At 30.1% G+C, this 18,980-nt stretch carries 18 protein-coding genes, 1 riboswitch and 1 other annotated feature; of the genes, 15 read left to right on the top strand and 3 right to left on the bottom strand.

What is annotated here, in order from left to right:
• Nucleotides 1-63 precede the first annotated feature (63 nt).
• Together DR024_RS15185 and DR024_RS15180 are read left to right on the top strand one after the other, a co-directional pair.
• Nucleotides 64-1,686, top strand: coding sequence for an ABC1 kinase family protein (locus tag DR024_RS15185; protein WP_099314247.1), 1,623 nt, complete (start codon nucleotides 64-66; stop codon nucleotides 1,684-1,686).
• A gap of 83 nt (nucleotides 1,687-1,769) precedes the next feature.
• Nucleotides 1,770-1,944: riboswitch (Lysine riboswitch) on the top strand.
• Between the two features lie 100 nt (nucleotides 1,945-2,044).
• On the top strand, nucleotides 2,045-3,766 hold the full coding sequence (locus DR024_RS15180) for a Na+/H+ antiporter NhaC family protein (protein WP_099314248.1): 1,722 nt from the start codon (nucleotides 2,045-2,047) through the stop codon (nucleotides 3,764-3,766).
• A gap of 112 nt (nucleotides 3,767-3,878) precedes the next feature.
• On the opposite strand, the gene DR024_RS15175 is transcribed toward DR024_RS15180, so the two are convergent.
• Both DR024_RS15175 and DR024_RS15170 read right to left on the bottom strand, forming a co-directional pair.
• Nucleotides 3,879-4,334, bottom strand: a complete 456-nt coding sequence (locus DR024_RS15175; protein ID WP_027098564.1) for a DUF5680 domain-containing protein — start codon at nucleotides 4,332-4,334, stop codon at nucleotides 3,879-3,881.
• Between the two features lie 97 nt (nucleotides 4,335-4,431).
• The gene (locus DR024_RS15170; protein ID WP_027098563.1) at nucleotides 4,432-4,929 is read right to left on the bottom strand and encodes an FUSC family protein; all 498 of its coding nucleotides are present in this window, start codon (nucleotides 4,927-4,929) and stop codon (nucleotides 4,432-4,434) included.
• 141 nt (nucleotides 4,930-5,070) lie between these two features.
• Nucleotides 5,071-5,318, top strand: a binding site (T-box leader).
• Between the two features lie 33 nt (nucleotides 5,319-5,351).
• On the opposite strand from DR024_RS15170, the gene metG (DR024_RS15165) reads away from it, so the two are divergent.
• The 13 genes from metG (DR024_RS15165) to DR024_RS15105 all read left to right on the top strand — a co-directional run bounded on the left by metG (DR024_RS15165) (nucleotide 5,352) and on the right by DR024_RS15105 (nucleotide 18,567).
• Nucleotides 5,352-7,313 carry a methionine--tRNA ligase gene (gene metG / locus DR024_RS15165; RefSeq protein WP_278335687.1) on the top strand — a complete coding sequence of 654 codons (1,962 nt, stop codon included), beginning with the start codon at nucleotides 5,352-5,354 and terminating at the stop codon, nucleotides 7,311-7,313.
• A gap of 152 nt (nucleotides 7,314-7,465) precedes the next feature.
• On the top strand, nucleotides 7,466-9,094 hold the full coding sequence (gene metG / locus DR024_RS15160; protein WP_065254637.1) for a methionine--tRNA ligase: 1,629 nt from the start codon (nucleotides 7,466-7,468) through the stop codon (nucleotides 9,092-9,094).
• A gap of 486 nt (nucleotides 9,095-9,580) precedes the next feature.
• A complete protein-coding gene (locus DR024_RS15155; protein WP_027098560.1) occupies nucleotides 9,581-10,024 on the top strand; it encodes a DUF2383 domain-containing protein in 444 nt (147 codons plus the stop codon).
• Between the two features lie 125 nt (nucleotides 10,025-10,149).
• Entirely contained in the window at nucleotides 10,150-10,947 is a 798-nt protein-coding gene (locus DR024_RS15150; RefSeq protein WP_099328417.1) for a TatD family hydrolase, read from the top strand.
• A 243-nt stretch (nucleotides 10,948-11,190) separates the two neighbouring features.
• Nucleotides 11,191-12,237: a 3D domain-containing protein gene (locus DR024_RS15145; protein ID WP_027098558.1), complete on the top strand. Its 1,047-nt coding sequence runs from the start codon at nucleotides 11,191-11,193 to the stop codon at nucleotides 12,235-12,237.
• 108 nt (nucleotides 12,238-12,345) lie between these two features.
• The gene (gene rnmV / locus DR024_RS15140) at nucleotides 12,346-12,894 is read left to right on the top strand and encodes a ribonuclease M5 (RefSeq protein WP_027098557.1); all 549 of its coding nucleotides are present in this window, start codon (nucleotides 12,346-12,348) and stop codon (nucleotides 12,892-12,894) included.
• 3 nt (nucleotides 12,895-12,897) lie between these two features.
• Nucleotides 12,898-13,746 carry a 16S rRNA (adenine(1518)-N(6)/adenine(1519)-N(6))-dimethyltransferase RsmA gene (gene rsmA / locus DR024_RS15135; RefSeq protein ID WP_027098556.1) on the top strand — a complete coding sequence of 283 codons (849 nt, stop codon included), beginning with the start codon at nucleotides 12,898-12,900 and terminating at the stop codon, nucleotides 13,744-13,746.
• A gap of 118 nt (nucleotides 13,747-13,864) precedes the next feature.
• Nucleotides 13,865-15,172 (top strand): hypothetical protein, encoded by a 1,308-nt coding sequence (locus tag DR024_RS15130; RefSeq protein ID WP_027098555.1) that lies wholly within the window; start codon nucleotides 13,865-13,867, stop codon nucleotides 15,170-15,172.
• Nucleotides 15,173-15,186: 14 nt separating this feature from the next.
• Complete coding sequence (locus DR024_RS15125; RefSeq protein WP_027098554.1) at nucleotides 15,187-15,756, top strand: hypothetical protein; 570 nt, start codon at nucleotides 15,187-15,189, stop codon at nucleotides 15,754-15,756.
• A gap of 97 nt (nucleotides 15,757-15,853) precedes the next feature.
• Nucleotides 15,854-16,624 carry a prolipoprotein diacylglyceryl transferase gene (locus DR024_RS15120; RefSeq protein ID WP_099328419.1) on the top strand — a complete coding sequence of 257 codons (771 nt, stop codon included), beginning with the start codon at nucleotides 15,854-15,856 and terminating at the stop codon, nucleotides 16,622-16,624.
• Nucleotides 16,611-17,444, top strand: coding sequence for a YhfM domain-containing protein (locus DR024_RS15115; RefSeq protein ID WP_027098552.1), 834 nt, complete (start codon nucleotides 16,611-16,613; stop codon nucleotides 17,442-17,444). The genes DR024_RS15120 and DR024_RS15115 overlap by 14 nt, the downstream gene beginning before the upstream one ends.
• 25 nt (nucleotides 17,445-17,469) lie before the next feature.
• Nucleotides 17,470-18,306: an Mrp/NBP35 family ATP-binding protein gene (locus DR024_RS15110; protein WP_055184260.1), complete on the top strand. Its 837-nt coding sequence runs from the start codon at nucleotides 17,470-17,472 to the stop codon at nucleotides 18,304-18,306.
• A 69-nt stretch (nucleotides 18,307-18,375) separates the two neighbouring features.
• A complete protein-coding gene (locus DR024_RS15105; protein ID WP_027098550.1) occupies nucleotides 18,376-18,567 on the top strand; it encodes a ferredoxin in 192 nt (63 codons plus the stop codon).
• A gap of 178 nt (nucleotides 18,568-18,745) precedes the next feature.
• On the opposite strand, the gene DR024_RS15100 is transcribed toward DR024_RS15105, so the two are convergent.
• The gene (locus DR024_RS15100) at nucleotides 18,746-18,943 is read right to left on the bottom strand and encodes a hypothetical protein (protein WP_027098549.1); all 198 of its coding nucleotides are present in this window, start codon (nucleotides 18,941-18,943) and stop codon (nucleotides 18,746-18,748) included.
• Nucleotides 18,944-18,980: the final 37 nt, after the last annotated feature.

Genomic DNA, 18,980 nt, shown 5'->3' with positions numbered 1-18,980 from the left:
TTTTAAATCCCTTGCTTAAAGATGGTTAAGTAAGGGATTTTATCTAGGGAGTTGAGTTTTTATATGAAATCTAGAGACAGGTTTCAAGAGATTATAAGAGTTTTTATTTCATATGGTTTTGGGTATTTAATTGATAGTAAATTTAATAATAGCAAAAAGTCTCCTATCAATTTGAGAATGGCATTAGAAGAATTAGGACCTACATTTATAAAGATTGGTCAAATATTAAGTACACGTCCAGATTTATTACCAGAGGAATATATAAATGAATTAATAAAGTTACAAGACTCAGCACCAGAAGAAAGTTTTGAGAATATTAAAAGTGTATTTGAAGAATCTATTAATAAAAAAATATATGATTGTTTTTTATACTTTAGTAAGAAGCCAACTGCATCAGCTTCAATAGCTCAGGTTCACGAAGCTATATTAAATGATGGAAGAGCAGTTATTGTAAAAATTCAAAGACCGAATATATATAATACTATGAAAACTGATATAGATATAATTAAAAAAATAATAAAGTTATCTAAGGGAAGAATTGATATTGATATAGTTGATCCTCTTGCTGTTATAGAAGAATTAGAATCAACTACAGAAAAGGAATTAGACTTTATAGATGAAAGTAAGAGCATAGTTAAGTTTAGAGAAAACAATGAAAATATTTCACCTATATATGCGCCAGATGTTATATCTAGTTTATGTAGTGAAAAGGTATTAACTTTAGAATATATAAATGGATTTAAGATAAATGATATGAAAATGATAGAAAAAAAAGGATATAGCAATAAAGATATTGCAAAAAAGTTAGCATTATCATATTGTAAGCAGATATTTGATGATGGTTTTTTTCATGGAGATCCTCATCCTGGAAACTTATTGATATCAAATGGAAGGATATGTTTTATTGATTTTGGTATAACAGGAGAACTAGATGAGGGACTAAAAAACTGGTTAAACAAAGCCATGATAGCAGTAGCTACAGGAGATAAGAGTAAAATAGTAGATTTTATTTTAGCTATTGGAATAAAGAGAGGAAAAGTAAATAAAGGAAACTTATATGAAGACGTATCTTATTTATTTACAACATATTTAAATACATCTCTTAAAAATATAAAAATAGCTGTATTATTGGAAGAAATGTTTTCTATAGTTAAGAATAATAACATACAATTTCCTAAGGAGCTTGCAATACTTTTTAGAGGCTTAGTGATTTTAGAAGGGGTAATTGCAGAGGTTGATCCGCAATTAGATATAATATCAGTAATAACATCCTTTGTTAAAGGAAAAAATAAGATGCTTTTGATTAAAGATATAAATGAAGAAGAGTTAGTATTATCTGCATATTCTTTTTTTAGAGATGCTTCTAGAATTCCTAGCAAAGCTGTTGAGGCATTAAGCAGTATATCGGATGGTAGAGCTAAGATTAATTTTAATATTACAGATTTAGAAAATTCAGTAGATCATATAAGTAATATGGTGAACAGATTAGTTGGAGCATTACTTATTTCATCATTAATAATAGCATCATCATTGATAATAAGTAATAATGTAGGGCCCATATATAAAGGAATATCTTTAATGGGCATAGCTGGATACATTATATCCGCTATATTTGCTATATTTTTATTAATAGCAGTGGTTAGAGATGGAGGCTTTAGAAGTAAGAAAAAGAAACGGAAAAGTTAATAATTACTAAAGACTATTAAAAAAATCTTGCAAGTGGATAAGAAATTATGTATAATTAACCTAAATTATTACAAGTGAATAAGAGAAGAGGTAGAGGCGCGATACTTAATAGTACTGTTGTGGACGTAAGCAGGATGAAGCAATAGGAAAGGAATTATCGCCGAAGTATAGAATTAAAGCTTTAATATTCTAATGCTGGGCTTATGCAGAATATGTATAAGACTGTCACAAATGTTTTTGTGGTGAGCTATCATTCAGGATTTTTAATGTGTATATTTTAAGCCTTGAGTGTTATCTCAAGGCTTTTCCTATTTTTACCTCTAAATCTTTTCACAATTAAAATTTAGGGGGAATTATTATGAAAAACAGAACTAGAAGTTTAGTATTGTTCATATCTACATTTATGCTAATTTTATTATCATCAACTGTAGTATTTGCAGCAGAGGTTGAACCTGCTGTAGTAAATTCAGAAAGATTTGGAGTATTAACACTTATACCACCATTAGTAGCTATAATATTAGCGTTTATAACTAAAAATGTTGTAATATCATTGTTTATAGGAACACTTTCGGGATGTTTCATGGTGCAGCTTGCAGGATATAATTTATTTGGAGCCTTTGTACAAGCATTCCTAGATTTTGTACAAAGAGCATTAAATTCACTTGCAGATCCATGGAACGCAGGTATTGTATTACAAGTATTAGTTATTGGAGGAGTTATTAATTTAATTTCTAAAATGGGTGGAGCTAGAGCTGTAGCTGAAGCGCTTGCTAAAAGAGCAAAGACACCAAGAAGTACACAAATTGTTACTTGGTTATTAGGGTTATTTGTTTTCTTTGATGATTATGCAAATGCATTAATTGTTGGACCAATAATGAAGCCAGTAGCAGATAAGATGAAAGTATCAAGAGAAAAGTTATCTTTTATAATAGATGCAACAGCTGCACCTATTGCGGGTCTTGCAATAATATCAACATGGATAGGCCTTGAAGTTGGGCTAATAGGAGATGCATTTTCTGGAATAGGGCAAAATGTAGATTCATTTGGAGTATTCTTACAAACTATTCCATATAGGTTTTATAACATTTTAATACTTGCATTTGTAGTTTTCTCGGCTGTACTTTTAAGAGATTTTGGACCAATGAGAAAGGCTGAAATAAAAGCAAGAAGAGGAGAGCAAGAATTAAAGGATATTGCAATAGATGAAGATACTGCTGAAGAATTTGAGGCTAAGAGTGGAATTAAATTAAGCATATGGAATGCTATAATTCCAATAGGAACATTAATAGTAGCAGCTCTAGCAAGTTTCTATTATAGTGGGTATACTGCAATTATGGCAGGAGAAGATATAGCATTAAAGGCTGTATTAACAGAATCTCCATTTTCATTTACAGCAATACAACAAACCTTCAGTAATGCAGATGCTTCTATAGCATTATTCCAAGCAGCATTATTTGCAAGTATCGTAGCACTAATTTTAGGTGTTTGTAAGAAGATATTTACTATATCAGAAGGTATAGAAATCTGGATAGATGGAATGAAGGGATTAATTATAACTGGAGTTATATTAATACTTGCTTGGTCTTTAAGTTCAGTAATTAAAGAATTAGGTACAGCACAATATCTAGTAACATTATTATCAGATTCATTACCACAATTCTTGTTACCAAGTGTAATATTTATATTTGGAGCAGTAATTTCATTTGCAACAGGAACTGCTTATGGAACAATGGGAATATTAATGCCACTTGCTATTCCTCTAGCACATGCAATTTCACCAGATATGACTTATATTATCATGAGTACAAGTGCTGTATTAACAGGAGCAATATTTGGGGATCATTGCTCACCTATATCAGATACAACAATAATGTCATCTATGGGAGCAGGTTGCGATCATATTGCTCACGTTAAGACTCAAATGTGGTATGCACTATTTGTAGCAGTACTTACAATATTATTTGGTTATATTCCAGTTGGATTAGGGTTACCGATATATATTGTATTACCATTATCTATTATAGGGCTTGGTCTATTAGTGTATTTTATAGGAAAACCTATTGATGAGGTTGAAGCATAAGTAAAATATAAAAATAAATAAATATATAAACATAATAATAAATAAATATAACAATAAATAAAAGAGCGATATTAAGATAATGCTTACCTTAGTATCGCTCTAATTTTATTGACTATTTTATTGTTCCACCATGAAAATCTAATTTAAATATCGGAGAACCTTTATAAGATATAAATTCTTCGCCTTTAAAAGAATCAACTTCTCCCTTCCAAAGACATTGATATTCAAAGTCAGATTTTCTAAAACTCTTTGGTCCTCTATAAGGAGCATCTTCAGAAACTCTAGATAAAGCTTCTGATAAAAAGTCTGAAAAACCACTTGGAATATCATTAGTTAATAATTTTCCAGCATAATTCATTCCCCAATAAGACTTTTCATCTTTCCAAATAACTTCTTGACCAATAAACCTCTGTTTGCCTATGTGGCTATCTAGGTAGTAATAATCGTATTTTTTAAAAGTAAAATCATCTGAGTTTGGTTTAGAAGATTGAACCTTTTTATTTCGACCATTATAAGAATTTTTTTTTGCTTCTACCAAGAATGCTTTAAATAATGATAAATCACTCATCCCAATACCCCCTAAAAATAAATCCTCTTTTTTCGACTGTTATTTTTATTATATATAAGAAGATATTTACAATCAAGAATATTCTGAAAACTATTTGTTAATCTTTATTTTTCTCTACAGGAGGATTTATATATTTATTTATAAATATTGCTATTATTATTCCAATAGAAGTATCAATACTTCTACCTATGGCATAAGAATATGAGGCTGGTCCATCGTAATTAATCATAATTCCTATAAAAACAATACAGCAAATGGTAACAGCACCAGGCTTTTTTATTATATTACATACATAAATTGCTCCAATTACACCTACAGCAGTGACAAGAGAATTTATAGATTGTAGAAATAATATGTTATCTACTATAAATATAAAAAGTACTCCTATAAGACCTCCAAGAAGAGTACCTATAAGTCTATTTTTACCCATACTAAAAGTGCTTTCAACAGTATCTTTCATACATATAACTGCTGCGATACAAGCATAAAAAGGATTCTTATCTCCTGCTAGTTCAAATAAAACCATACATATAAATACTGCTAAAGCAGTTTTAAGGTTTCTATAGCCAACCTTAGGAAATTCAAATCTATTCAATTTATATCTCCCCTTTACTGTTTTAGAATATTATACCACAGTGTTAATTTATTTCTTTGATAATTTAGAAACGAATTTATTGATGTTGGTAACTTTAAAATATTTGACAGATATTTTTTTTTGATTTATCATAAAATATAAGTAAATACTATGAAGAGAAGAGTAGTAAAGTAGAAAGTCTAAAGAGAGTTAACGTATGGTGAAAGTTAATGTCAAAGAAGCTTTATGAAGATGGTCTTGGAGTAGAACCTTTGAGCTTAAATAAGTTAGATGGTTACGGTAGCAACCGTTATATTGCAGAGTGATGATAGTCACTTAGTGAGTTTTTTATCGTGAGATAAAAAAGAAATAGAGTGGTAACACGTAAATAAGTTTATTACGTCTCTATATAGGCAAAATACCTATATAGGGACTTTTTTATTATCAGAAAACAAAAGGAGGAATTTAAAAAAATGTGTAAAAAACCATATTATATAACTACACCAATTTATTATCCATCAACTAACTTGCATATAGGAAATACCTATACTACAGTTGCTGCAGATGCAATTGCTAGATTTAAAAGATTAACAGGTTATGATGTAATGTTCTTAACAGGAACTGATGAGCATGGTCAAAAAATTCAAAGAATAGCTGAAGAAAAAGGAATAACACCTATTGAACATGTTAATGAAATAGTTGCAGGTATTAAGGACCTTTGGAAAATGATGAATATTAGCTATGATAAGTTCATTAGAACAACTGATGATTATCACGTTAAGGCTGTCCAAGATATCTTTAAAAAGCTATATGACAAAGGTGATATTTATAAGAGTTCTTATGAAGGATTATATTGTACACCATGTGAATCTTTCTGGACTGAAACTCAATTAGTAAATGGAAATTGTCCTGATTGTGGAAGACCAGTAGAAAAGTCAAAAGAAGAGGCTTATTTCTTCCAAATGAGTAAGTATGCAGAAAGATTAATAAAGTATATAGAAGAACATCCAGATTTTATTCAACCAGAATCAAGAAAGAATGAAATGTTAAACAACTTCTTAAAGCCAGGATTACAAGATCTTTGTGTATCAAGAACAAGCTTTGACTGGGGGGTTCCAGTAACATTTGATGAAGATCACGTTGTTTATGTTTGGATAGATGCATTATCTAACTATATTACTGCATTAGGATATGGAAGTGATAACAATGAATTATATAAAAAGTATTGGCCTGCAGATGTACATTTAATAGGTAAGGATATATTAAGATTCCATACTATTTATTGGCCAATTATGTTAATGGCATTAGATTTACCATTACCAAAACAAGTATTTGGACACGGATGGTTACTTGTTGATGGAGGAAAGATGTCTAAGTCTAAAGGAAACGTTGTAGATCCAGTAGTTTTAGTTGAAAACTTTGGAGTGGATCCAGTAAGATACTACCTTTTAAGAGAAATTCCATTTGGATCAGATGGATTATTTAATAATGAAATATTCATAAAGAAGATAAATTCAGATTTATGTAATGATTTAGGAAATCTTTTATCTAGAACTGTTGCAATGGTAGAAAAGTACTTTGATGGCGTAATACCTGCTCCAACAGCTAAGGAAGATATTGATAATGAATTAATAAAGTTAGCCCTAGAGACTCCTAATTTAGTAGAAAAGGCTATTGATGAATTAAGAATTCCAGAAGCTTTAGAATCTATATTTAATTTAATAGGAAGAGCTAATAAATATATTGATGAAACAACTCCTTGGATATTAGCAAAGGATGAAGACAAGAAAGAAAGACTAGGAACTGTATTATACAATCTAGCTGAAAGTTTAAGATTCTCATCTGTATTATTATCAGCATTTTTACCTGATACAGCTAAGAAGATTAATGAACAATTAAATACTACAGTGGTTGAATGGTCAACACTATCAAGCTTTGATGGAACTGTTGCAGGAACTAAGGTTCATAAAGGTGAAAACTTATTCCCAAGAATAGACATAGATGCAAAACTTGCTGAATTAGAAGCTATTCAAGCAGCTCAAAAGAAAGAAGTTAAAAGAGAAATCCAACCTATTAAAGAAGAGATAACTATAGAGGATTTTGAAAAGTTAGATTTAAGAGTAGTAAAAGTTCTTGCTTGTGAACCAATTAAGGGGGCTAAGAAGTTACTTAAATTAAAGGTTGATTTAGGTGGAGAGGAAAGACAAGTGGTTTCTGGTATAGCAAAATACTATAAGCCAGAAGAATTAGTTGGAAAGTATGTAGTACTTGTAGCTAATTTAAAACCAGTTAAGTTAAGAGGAGAGCTATCACAAGGAATGATTCTTGCGGCATCTACTGATGATGATAGTTTATTAACACTTGTTAACCCAGGAGAATTACCAACAGGAAGTGTAGTTAGATAAGAGGGATAATAAAGTTAAAAAGATAATAGAGTCAAGTATAAAACCCAGCCTTTGCTGGGTTTTTAATTAAGGTAGCTCTCTTTAGGGAGTTTTAATATTAAGACTTCATTTTATTCATATCATCTTTATTATTCTAAGAAGGGGGGATATTATTGAATGTAATTATAGGAAATGCATGGCCATATGCTAATGGTCCATTGCACTTAGGAAGAATAGCAGTATTATTACCAGGGGATATTTTGGCGAGATATCATAGGTTAATGGGAGATGAAGTGGTATTTGTATCAGGATGTGACTCCCATGGAACTCCTGTAACAATGAAAGCAAAAGAGGAAGGAATAACACCATTAGAAGCCTCTAAAAAATATTATAATGAGTTTTTAAATTGTTTTAAAAAGTTAAATTTTTCTTTTGATTTATTCACTCAAACTCATACAGAATATCATAGTAATAGTGTTAAAAACTTCATATTAGAGCTATATAATAAAGGATATATATATGAAAAAGATATTGAACAGGTGTATTGCGAAGAGTGTGGTGAATTTTTATCTGATAGATATATAGAAGGAAAATGTCCAATTTGCGGAGGAGAGGCATTAGGTGATCAATGTCTAGAATGCTCTGAGATATTTGAAGCATCAGAAATTTTAAATAAAAGGTGTAAAATATGTGGTTCTGAACCAGTAATTAAAAATACAAGTCATTTATTTTTTGCTTTGTCTAAGTTTGAAAATGATGTAAGAAGATTATATATAAAGCAACAAGGTTGGAGAAAAAATGCTGAAGTAATTACTAAGAGGTATCTTGATGAAGGTCTAAGAGATAGAGCTGTAACAAGAGATTTTAACTGGGGAATAGATGTACCACTAAGTGGTTATGAAGATAAAAAAATATATGTTTGGATTGAAGCTGTAATGGGATATTTAACAGCAAGTATGCAAGTTCTTGAAGAACGTGGGGAAGATTATAAGGAATATTGGGATGGTGAAGATAGTAGGGTTTACTTTGTTCATGGTAAAGATAATATTCCATTCCATACAGTTATTTTTCCGGCAATACTATCAGGATTAGGAATAAAAAATCCATCAATTAGGGAAGTATCTGGAGAGTATTTAAAGCTTGAAGGAAAGAGGTTTTCAGCAGCAAAAAATTGGGCAATATGGGTAGACCACATAATTGATAGATATAATTCAGATGCAGTAAGGTATTATATAATATTAAATGGGCCAGAAAATAAAGATTCTGATTTTACATGGAGAGATTTTATAAATACTACTAATAATGACTTAGTTGGATTATATGGAAATCTTGTAAATAGAACTTTGACGTTTATTAAAAGGAATTTTGGAGGGGAAATTCCAAGTGGCGAAGTACCTAAATCATTGAAAAATGAAATTCTTCAGCTATATTTTAGTGTTGGAGATAAAATTGAAGATGGAGAATTTAAAGATGGTTTACAGCAAATAGTTAAAATGATAAGAAAAGCAAATAAAATGTTTGATGAATTTGAGCCATGGGTAAAAGTTAAAAAAGATAAGATAGAATGTGGTAAAGATTTATATGTATGCGTGCAGTTAATTGCCAATTTATCTAATTTATTAGAACCTTTTATGCCTGAGTCCTCTTTTAAAATAAGGAGTTTTATAGGTTTAAATGAAGCAACTTGGAGCTATGTAGAAATAAAGTCAGGTGAAATAGATGATATTAGTATACTATTTGAAAAAATAGATAAAAAGAATGCAATTGAAGAATTAAATTTGATGAAAGAAGAGAAAAATTAAACAAAAAAATAGGACATCCGCAATAGGGGTTTGGGATGTCCTACAAACCAATCTATTTAAGATGGTTATAAGGGGTAAATAATAATGCTTTAACTACTTTACAAGTTATATGTTACATTATAAATATGACAAAATAGTGTCAAAAAGAAATATGTTTTGGAAACAAGTTGTTAACAAATATTAACAACTAAAAAGACCTAGAGTATTTAAGTAAAAGGGGGATAAATACTCTAGGTCTTTTTCTTTACATTTAGTAGGAATGGGGGAGATATTTGTTATGTTATTACTTGGATCGTAGTGACGGAACAAGCAAAATAAATATCTCCTCTGCTTTTTTTATACATTTAAAAATAAGAGAATATAAACGTATATGTCTTAGCTACTATGTATTTAAATATAAACTTAGGATATGACAGTTGTGTGACATAAATAAAAAAATAGTATAAAAATTTATATTTATATGAAACTATATTTGAGGTGATATTTATGGATAGCAATAATACTGAAGTAATAAAAGAAATGAATAAGTTTTTGAAGGGAATCCACATGGGAGGGAGTACTTTTAAGGATTATATTGAAAGAGCAGAGTCTAAAGAGCTAAAAGATTCTTTAGTGGAAGTTACAGAAACATTTAAGAGACATGAAGAAGCAATAACACATAGAATTGAACAACTAGGTGGAGATGCTAATGATTCATTAGGAGTAATCGGTATGATGAGTGAGTTTTTTCAAAAAATCAAACTACTTTCTGCCAATAGTGATAAAGAAATATTAGATAATGCAATAGAAGCAATGAAAATGGGAATGAATAATGCTAATAAATTTATTGATGAGCACAGCAATCTAGAAAGTAGTTTGAAAAGTGATGTGGAAGGTGTAGTTAAAGATTATGATAATAGTTTAAGAAAGTTAGAGTCCATATCTCTTTAATAAGTTATAATAAAGGAGAATTGGTCTATACAGTAGAGATTCATGAAAGGGAGTCAGCTGTATAGGCTATTTTTTTCTCAATGGTGTATAATGTATAAATAAATTACTAGATAGGATGTGTTTATATGGAGAATATATATAGAATTTTTGATAGTCATGCTCATTATGATGATGATGCCTTTGATAATGATAGAGAAGAGGTATTTGCAGAGTTAGTAGAAAATGGGGTTATTGGAATACTAAATTGTTCCTCAACATATGATAGTGTTGGTAAAACTTGTAGGCTTATAAAAGAAAATAATTTTATTTATGGGGCTATAGGTATACATCCAGAGAATGCTAATGAGCTTACAGAAGATAGGTTAGAAGAATTTAGAAGAATTATTAATGAGAATGATAAAATAGTTGCAGTGGGCGAAATTGGATTAGATTACTATTGGGAAGAAAATCCACCAAGAGATGTTCAAAAAGATGCATTTAGGGCTCAAATGAAGTTAGCAGAAGATATGAATCTTCCTGTAGTAATACATGATAGGGATGCTCATGCAGATACATTAGAAATTATTAAAGAGTTTCCTAATGTGGTGGGGGTAGTACACTGTTTTTCAGGAAGTGTAGAATTTGCTAAGGAATGTATAAAAAGAGGATATTATATTGGAGTTACAGGGGTGATAACATTTAAGAATGCTAAAAAGTTGGTAGAGGTGGTTAAAGAAATACCATTAGATAGGTTATTTGTAGAGACAGATTGTCCTTACATGTCACCTGAGCCTAATAGAGGAAAAAGAAATAGATCAGATTATATAAAATATGTAATAGAGAAGATTGCATTAATAAAAGAAGTTGATCCTATTACAGTAAATAAGATTGTTAATGAAAACTTTTTTAATTTGATAAGGTTAAGTAATTATTGTAAAATGTAATTATGATTGAATAAAAACACAATATAGGGTAATAATTCAAAAAGAGTCTATGTATAATTTAGTAATATCATTTATTTTAAGGAGCCCAATAAGAACAAAAAAGCTATTATAATTATTTTATTATTCTTTTATGCACAGGGTGCATTTTATGTATGTTCATTAGTAGCAAGAGTATGAAATTTGACAATTAGTGCAGATTTGATATATAATTCAAAAGACGCTCTTGCCAAGGGAGGGAAATAAATGGTAGAAAAATTTAAAGAACACTTAAAGAGAAGTTTTTCTAACGGTCCGAAGGCAAAGATTTTGTTAGGATTAACTGCTTTAGCAGTAATTTTAACTATGACAGTTGTCAGCATGAGAAAGACAGTAAATATAAGTATAGACGGAAGTAATGAAACATTTGTCACATATAAAGGGACTGTTAAAGATGTGTTGGAAAATCAAGGCATCGAATTAGGTGCTAAGGATAAAGTACAACCATCCTTAGAATCCAAGGTATCAGAAAACCAAGAAATTACTATTAAGAAAGCTGTACCAGTAAAAGTTGTTATAGCTGGCCAAGAATTAGAGATAGAAACAGCTGAGGATACAATAGGAGAGATGCTAGTAGCAGAAACAGATATGCTTAAAGAAAAAGGCATAGAATATCAAGAAGGTGATGATATAGTAACACCTTCTGTAGATACTCCAATTAAATCCAACTTGGATGTACAAGTGGTACAGGTAACAGTAGAGGAAGTTGTTGAGACACAAGTAATTCCATATAGCACAAAGACTACAGTAGATTATACTAAAGACGTATCTGATAAGGTAGTTACTCGTAAGGGCGTTAATGGTGAAAAGGAAGTAACATATAAGATTGTAAAGCATGATGGTGAAGTTGTTTCTAAAGAAGCAGTTAGCCAAAAACCAATCAAGGCTGCCGAAGATCAATTAGTAGTTAAAGGTGGAGCGTACATTACAGCTAATAGAGGCGGTAATATAGTAGGAAAGAAAAGATTATTTATGGAATCAACAGCATACTCTGGACATGGAAAAACAGCTACAGGAAGAACACCAGTATATAATCCAGGAGGATTAAGTACAATTGCAGTAGACCCAAGAGTTATTCCACTTGGAAGTAAGGTTTGGGTAAAAGGTTATGGTTATGCTATAGCTGCAGATACTGGTGGTGCAATTAAAGGAAATATTATTGATGTTTACTTTAATTCTTCAAGTCAATGTAAAGCTTGGGGAAGAAAGTATAATGTTGAAGTATTAGTAATTGCTTATCCAGGTGAATGGTAATTAATTTTAAGAGATAACGGAAAGTTATCTCTTATTTTTTTAGAAATTTGACATAATACATATATATATGTAAATTAAATATAGGTTTAAGTGAAAGGAAGAAACAATTTGATTAAAGAAGTTATAGTTGTAGAAGGAAGAGACGATATAACAGCAGTGAAAAAAGCTGTAGATGCAGAAATTATTGCAACTAGTGGGTTTGGTATAAATGCAAAGATTATAGAAAGAATAAAAGAAGCTCAAAAGAGGAAGGGAGTAATAGTACTTACAGACCCTGACTTTGCTGGAGAAAAGATTAGAAGTATAATATCAAAAAGAGTAAAAGGGGTAAAGCATGCATATATTGCCCAAGAAGATGGACTTAAAGATGGAGATATTGGTGTGGAAAATGCTAGTCCAGAAACTATAATCAAAGCACTTGAAAATGCAAAAGTTACACTAGAGGAAAAAAGAGAATTTTTCGATATGAAAGATATGTTTAGATTTAAGTTAACAGGAGTTGGAGACTCTAAAAAGAGAAGAATAATACTTGGTAAAGAGTTGGGCATAGGATATGGAAATGCAAATCAAATGATTTCTAGATTAAATAATTATGGCATAACTCCAGAAGAATTTATGGACGCTATTAAAAAAATAGAAGAACAATTAGGAGAATAGTAAATGGATATAAAAGATTATAAAACACAAGACTTAGTAAAGAAATATAATTTTAAGTTCTCAAAAAGTCTAGGTCAAAACTTCTTAATAGATGATTCGGTATTAACTGATATAGTAGAGGGTGCAGAAGTAAATAAAGATGATTTAATAATAGAAATAGGTCCAGGGGTAGGTTCATTAACTGCACAGTTAATAGGTAGGGCAAAGAAGGTTGTGTCCATTGAGTTAGATAATGACTTAATCCCAATACTTAAAGAAGAACTTGGACAGTATGAAAACTTTACACTTATACATAAGGATGCATTAAAAGTTGATTTTAATGAGATTATTGGTCATGAGAATAGTGTTAAGCTAGTTGCAAACTTACCTTATTATGTTACTACTCCAATAATAGTTAAATTACTTAAGGATAATTATAATTTTAAGTCTTTAACTATAATGATTCAAAAGGAAGTGGCAGAAAGAATAAATGCAGAACCTAATTGTAAAGAATATGGTGCTCTATCATTACTTGTTCAATATTATTGTGATACTAAAATAGTAAGAAAGGTATCTCCAGGAAGTTTTATACCAAGACCAAAGGTAGATTCAATAGTAATAAGATTAGATAAATTATCTGAAAAGAGAGTAGAAGTTAAAGATGAAAAACTTATGTTTGAAATAATTAGAAATGCATTCAATATGAGAAGAAAGACTATGTGGAATGCAGTTAAGTTCTTAGGGATGAAAAAAGAAGAAATAGAGAAGGCTTTTGAATTATCGGAGATAGATCAAAAGAGAAGAGGGGAAACTTTATCACTACATGAATTTGCTTTGTTGTCTGATAATATAATTAATATAAGAAATAGTTAATGCTTTAAAGGTAGATAAATACATCTACCTTTATTTTTTTAGGAATACTTACAAAGGAATAATAAGAACCGCTAAGCATATAATGTATTGAAGTAATATATGTGGAGGGAATAGGCGTTTGGCACATAATAAATTGTATAGAAACTTTATAATTTTACAGGAGGATGAGAAAACTCATGCTGCTTCAGGTGAAAAAGCCTTGTCAGGTTATGCAAAAATAGAAGCTAAAGGGGATAAGTGCAAGATATCTTTCTATGCGCAAAACTTAAAGAAAGAAGAAAAGTATTCTATCTTACTTATATGTTATAAGAAAGATATGAAGCAAATAGTAGATTTAGGAGTATTGGAGATTAGTGATATAGGAAAAGGAGAAGCTTCTAAAGAGTATTATGTAAATAATATTGCAGGCTTAGATTTTTCTTATGATAAGGTTTCTGGTGCTGCAATATGTAAGTATGTAGGTGGAGAACTTACATATTTAATGTATGGATTTATGAATGGTGAGAATGTAGGGGATAGTTGGAAAAAATGCAAGGTGTTAAAGCATATTGACAAGAACAAAGAGGATATAGAAGTAAAAGAAGTTAAGGAAGTTAAAAAAGAGGTAAAAAAGGAAGTAAAAGAAGAAGTAAAAAAGGTTGAAGAAGTTAAGTGTGTAGAGCCTGAACATAAAGAGCATCATGAAGAAAAAGAACATAAAGACCATCATGAAGATAAGTCTAAGGACGAAATGAAGGATAAGTGCAAGGATGAAATGAAGGATAACGATAAAGACCATCATGAAGAAGTTAAAAAGAAAGAAAAACATGATGAATGCAAAGATGATCATCATAAAGAAGAAAAAGAAGATAAGTGTGAAAATATAAACTATTGTGATCAAAAGTATACAGAGAATATGGGCTGCATGGGAGTTTGTAAAAAGAGAGATCAAATAGAATCAGAAGAATATAGGTTTGATGAATATGAAGCACAAATAGTAGAAGAAAAGGAATTAGATCCATATGATTTTGAAATGAGAGGTTCACTAGGTGAATTCTTTGAGAATATTATTAAAGACTTTGAAGAGGTTAAAAATAAGTTTAAGGAAATTAAGTATTGTAAATGGTATAAAGTTAATATTAAGAGCCTAGATGATATGTGCAATATATCTAATTATAATAAGTATACAATAGCATATTATCCAATGTTAAACTACTATCCATATATCAAGAAGTATGGCTATTTCATGCTTGGCTATAAATGTGATGAAAAAGGAAACCTAAAGTATATAGTTTACGGGGTTCCTGGAAAGAAGGATAAAGATGAACAACCTTATGCTGGAAAGACAGGTTTTGTTACTTGGATGAGTGGTGACAAAGATAAAGAAGGTTGTTGGTTAATGTTCTACGATTATAAGAATTCAACAGTTGTAGTTCCAATGAAGTAGGATAACTTGATTAAATGAAAAAAAAGCAATTATTAATGACTGCTATATTAGTAATTCTAGTAATAATATTAATTTTTTCTCAAAGATTCTTCAATGATAATTTTAAACAGGTAGCTTTATTAGATAATGATATAAGCTCTTTAGAGGAATTTTCAATGAAGGATCAGGGATATTCATATTCTATACCAGAAACTTGGGTGGTCAAAGAAAAAGCGAATAACTCATATAAACTTTATCAAGCAGAGTTTAATAGCGAAGAAAAAAATATAATGGGATATGTAGAACTATTGAGTACTGAAGAAGATGTGAAGGTATTAGCACAAAAAGATATAGATAACCTTGCCCTTAAGCATAGTAATGAGAATATTGAAAATTATAGTTGTAATGGTTACAAGGGAATTAAATTAGAATATACAACTAAGGTAGAGAATGGGTATTCTTTTATAAATACAAATTATTACTTAAGGTTAGATGATACAAAGGTTGGTAAGTTTGCTTTCACAGCAAAAAAAGGATCATATAAAGATAATATGAATGCTATATATGATGTAATAGTATCAAGCATTAATGTACAAAAGAAATAAGAATTTGCCATTAATAACTTAAAGTATTATAATTTAAATATTAGGAGAAGCTATTAAGCTTCTCCTAATTTATTAGATTATAAAGTAAGGAGGAGTCATGAGGTTAGTTTTATTTGAAGTTTTTGGACATAATGTCTACAGTTATGGTCTTATGATTGCCATAGGTGTAATTATAGCTGGATATATGTTTACAAAGAGAGCCGAAAAGTTAGGGTATGATGAAGACAAGGTATTTAACCTAATTGTAATAGCGGTTATATGTGGTGTCCTAGGTGGTAAGTTGTTATTTATAATAACTGAATTTAAAAATATAATTAAAGATCCATCTATTTTATTAAATTTTGGTGAAGGCTTTGTTATATATGGAGCTATTATACTAGGGGCATTATCTATATACATTTATTGTAGAAAGAATAAGTGGAATACTGTGAAGATATTTGATTGTATTGTTCCAGGAGTAGCATTAGCACAAGGGTTCGGAAGAATAGGATGTTTTCTAGCAGGATGTTGTTATGGGGCTGAAAACACAGGCAAGTTTGGCGTAATATTCCCAGAAGGAGCTTTAGCGCCGGCAGGGGTATCCTTATATCCAACACAAGTATATTCTGCTATTTTTGATTTTGCCTTAGCAGCTTTTCTTATATGGTACTCGAAAAGGAATAGGGTAGACGGACATATTTTCTCCTTATATGTTATTATATATAGTGTAGGAAGATTCCTAATAGAATTTTTACGAAATGATCCAAGAGGAAATGTTGGAGTTTTATCCACATCACAATTTATAGCTATTTTTACATTCATATTTGGATTAGCTATATATTTTATTCAAAAACAAAAGGAGAGAAAAAAGGAAAGTGAAGAAGTATAGATTTGCCCTAGTGTCTGTATTTATAATTATATGTATCTCTTTAACGGGTTGTGGTCTAATAGATACTGCTTTAGTAAAGGTTGGATTAAAAAATACTGATTTTGATTATTTACTTCAAAATAAGGTAGATAAAATAATTATTCAAAGTTCAAGAGATGCTGGTTTTAGATTTATTGTAAATGATCAGAGCGCAATACAAAATATATATAAGATACTTTCAAAGGGAAATATTAAGGATGAAAAAACATCACTTGACCCAGACTATGTATTTGAAATATATATGGGAGATGAAGTTAAGTCCTACAACTATGTAGTTAGTGTAGATGAAAGAGGCGTAGGAAACTTTTATGATGAAAATAACTCTTATCTTGTTTCAAAAAGTCTAGACGATAGTATAACTCAAAATTTATCCTTTATAAGAAAACCAAGAGACTTTGAGGATATTTACTATAATTCTATATTGCAGGTATTAGAATTAAAAAAGAATGAATTATCAAAAGGTGATAATAAGGTAGGTATAGATATAACTGGAGACGTAGATTGTCTAAAATATATGTTTTCTGTTGATTTAAAAAAGTTTGAAAAAAACTTAGATAAAGTCGTTGCTGGTACAAAGCTGATTAATAATAATTCGGAAGAATTTGATACTGTAATAAGTGTAAAGAATAAGGGTTATAGTTCAAAGAAATTTAGAACTGTAATAACTGTAGATAATAAAAAGGATAAAGTTTATGAAACCTATTATGTAGTAGGAAACTATGAATATAAGAGCTGGGATATATACATAGGAAACCCAGGAGAAAAACCAGATGAATGGTAATTAATATACAATGGAGGAATAGGAAATGAGTAGTTGTGATAATTGTCCAAGTAAAGGAACATGTTCTTCACAAGGTACATCAACATGTTCAATTAAGGTTTTACCTAAGTATGGTAATGTAAAGAATGTTATAGGAGTAATTAGCGGAAAAGGTGGAGTTGGTAAATCTACTGTTACAGGAATAATGGCTTCAATGCTTAGAAAGAAAGGTTATTCTGTTGGTGTATTAGATGCAGATATAACAGGACCTTCTATGCCAAGATTTTTTGGAATAAACCAAAAGAGAGGTCAAATAATTCCTATTGATGAGAATACAGTTAAGTTTATACCTGTAGAAACTAATTCAGGTATTAAAGTTATGTCTATGAATTTAGTTACACAAGTTGAAGACCAACCTGTTATTTGGAGGGGGCCAGTAATAACTGGGGTTTTAAATCAAATGTATGTAGACACTGAGTGGGGTGATTTAGATTACCTATTAATAGATATGCCACCAGGAACAGGTGATATAGCCTTAACAGTAATGCAAGATTTCCCTATAAAAGAATTAGTAATTGTATCTACACCTCAAGATATGGTGTCAATGATAGTTAAAAAAGTTGTAATAATGGCTGAGAAGATAGGTATAAAAATAAAAGGTGTAGTTGAAAACATGTCTTATATCACATGTACAGGGTGTGATAAAAAAATAAGAGTGTTTAGTAAAAAGTCAGCAGAAGAGCATGCTGAATATCTAGGTTTACCATTATTAGGTGAATTGCCAATAGATTTAGAATTTACAGAAGCTTTAGAAGAAGGTAAAGCAGAAGAGTATGTAATAGATAGTTCTCTATATTCTTTAATTTTTGAAGGATTATATTAGATAAAGTAATAATTTTTTCTTCCTTGGGTAAGCTATGTATGTAAATTCCTATAGGAAGGAGAATTAATAATGAAAGCAGTAGTAGATCAAGATACTTGTATAGGATGTGGACTATGCCCATCTATTTGTGAAGAGGTGTTTGAATTACAAGATGATGGAAAGGCTCATGTAATTGTTGATGAGGTTCCTTCAAATTGTGAAGATGCAGCTGCAGATGCTCAAGCAAGTTGCCCTGTAAGTGCAATTACTTGTGGTGATTAATCAATAAAAAGATGCCAAGAGGCATCTTTTTTATGTTTAGGAAAATATAAGATTAAGGATAATAATTCTATATTTTCCTTACCGTTAGTATGGAAGGGATGGATATTTGTTTTGATATTACTTAGAGCATAGCCACAGAACAAACAAAATAAATATCCACTCCACCTTTTTATTTTAACTAAAAGAAATCTAGTAATTTTTCATTAGTTAGATTAGAGTTAGAATTATAATTTGTAGGAATTGATATATTAGATAATGTAATCATATCTCCTACATTAGAATCTGTAACTTCAGATGATGGAATGGAAATAGTTTCACCATCTTCAAGGCATACAAAAGCTTCTGAAAAGTTCTTATCAATTATTATTCCTCTCATTTTACTACCTCCTTATATTTAGGATGGCAGTAAAAAG

It is taken from the genome of Clostridium paraputrificum (genome assembly GCF_900447045.1).
GTDB lineage: Bacteria > Bacillota > Clostridia > Clostridiales > Clostridiaceae > Clostridium > Clostridium paraputrificum.
This window is presented reverse-complemented; position numbering and strand designations above follow the sequence as displayed.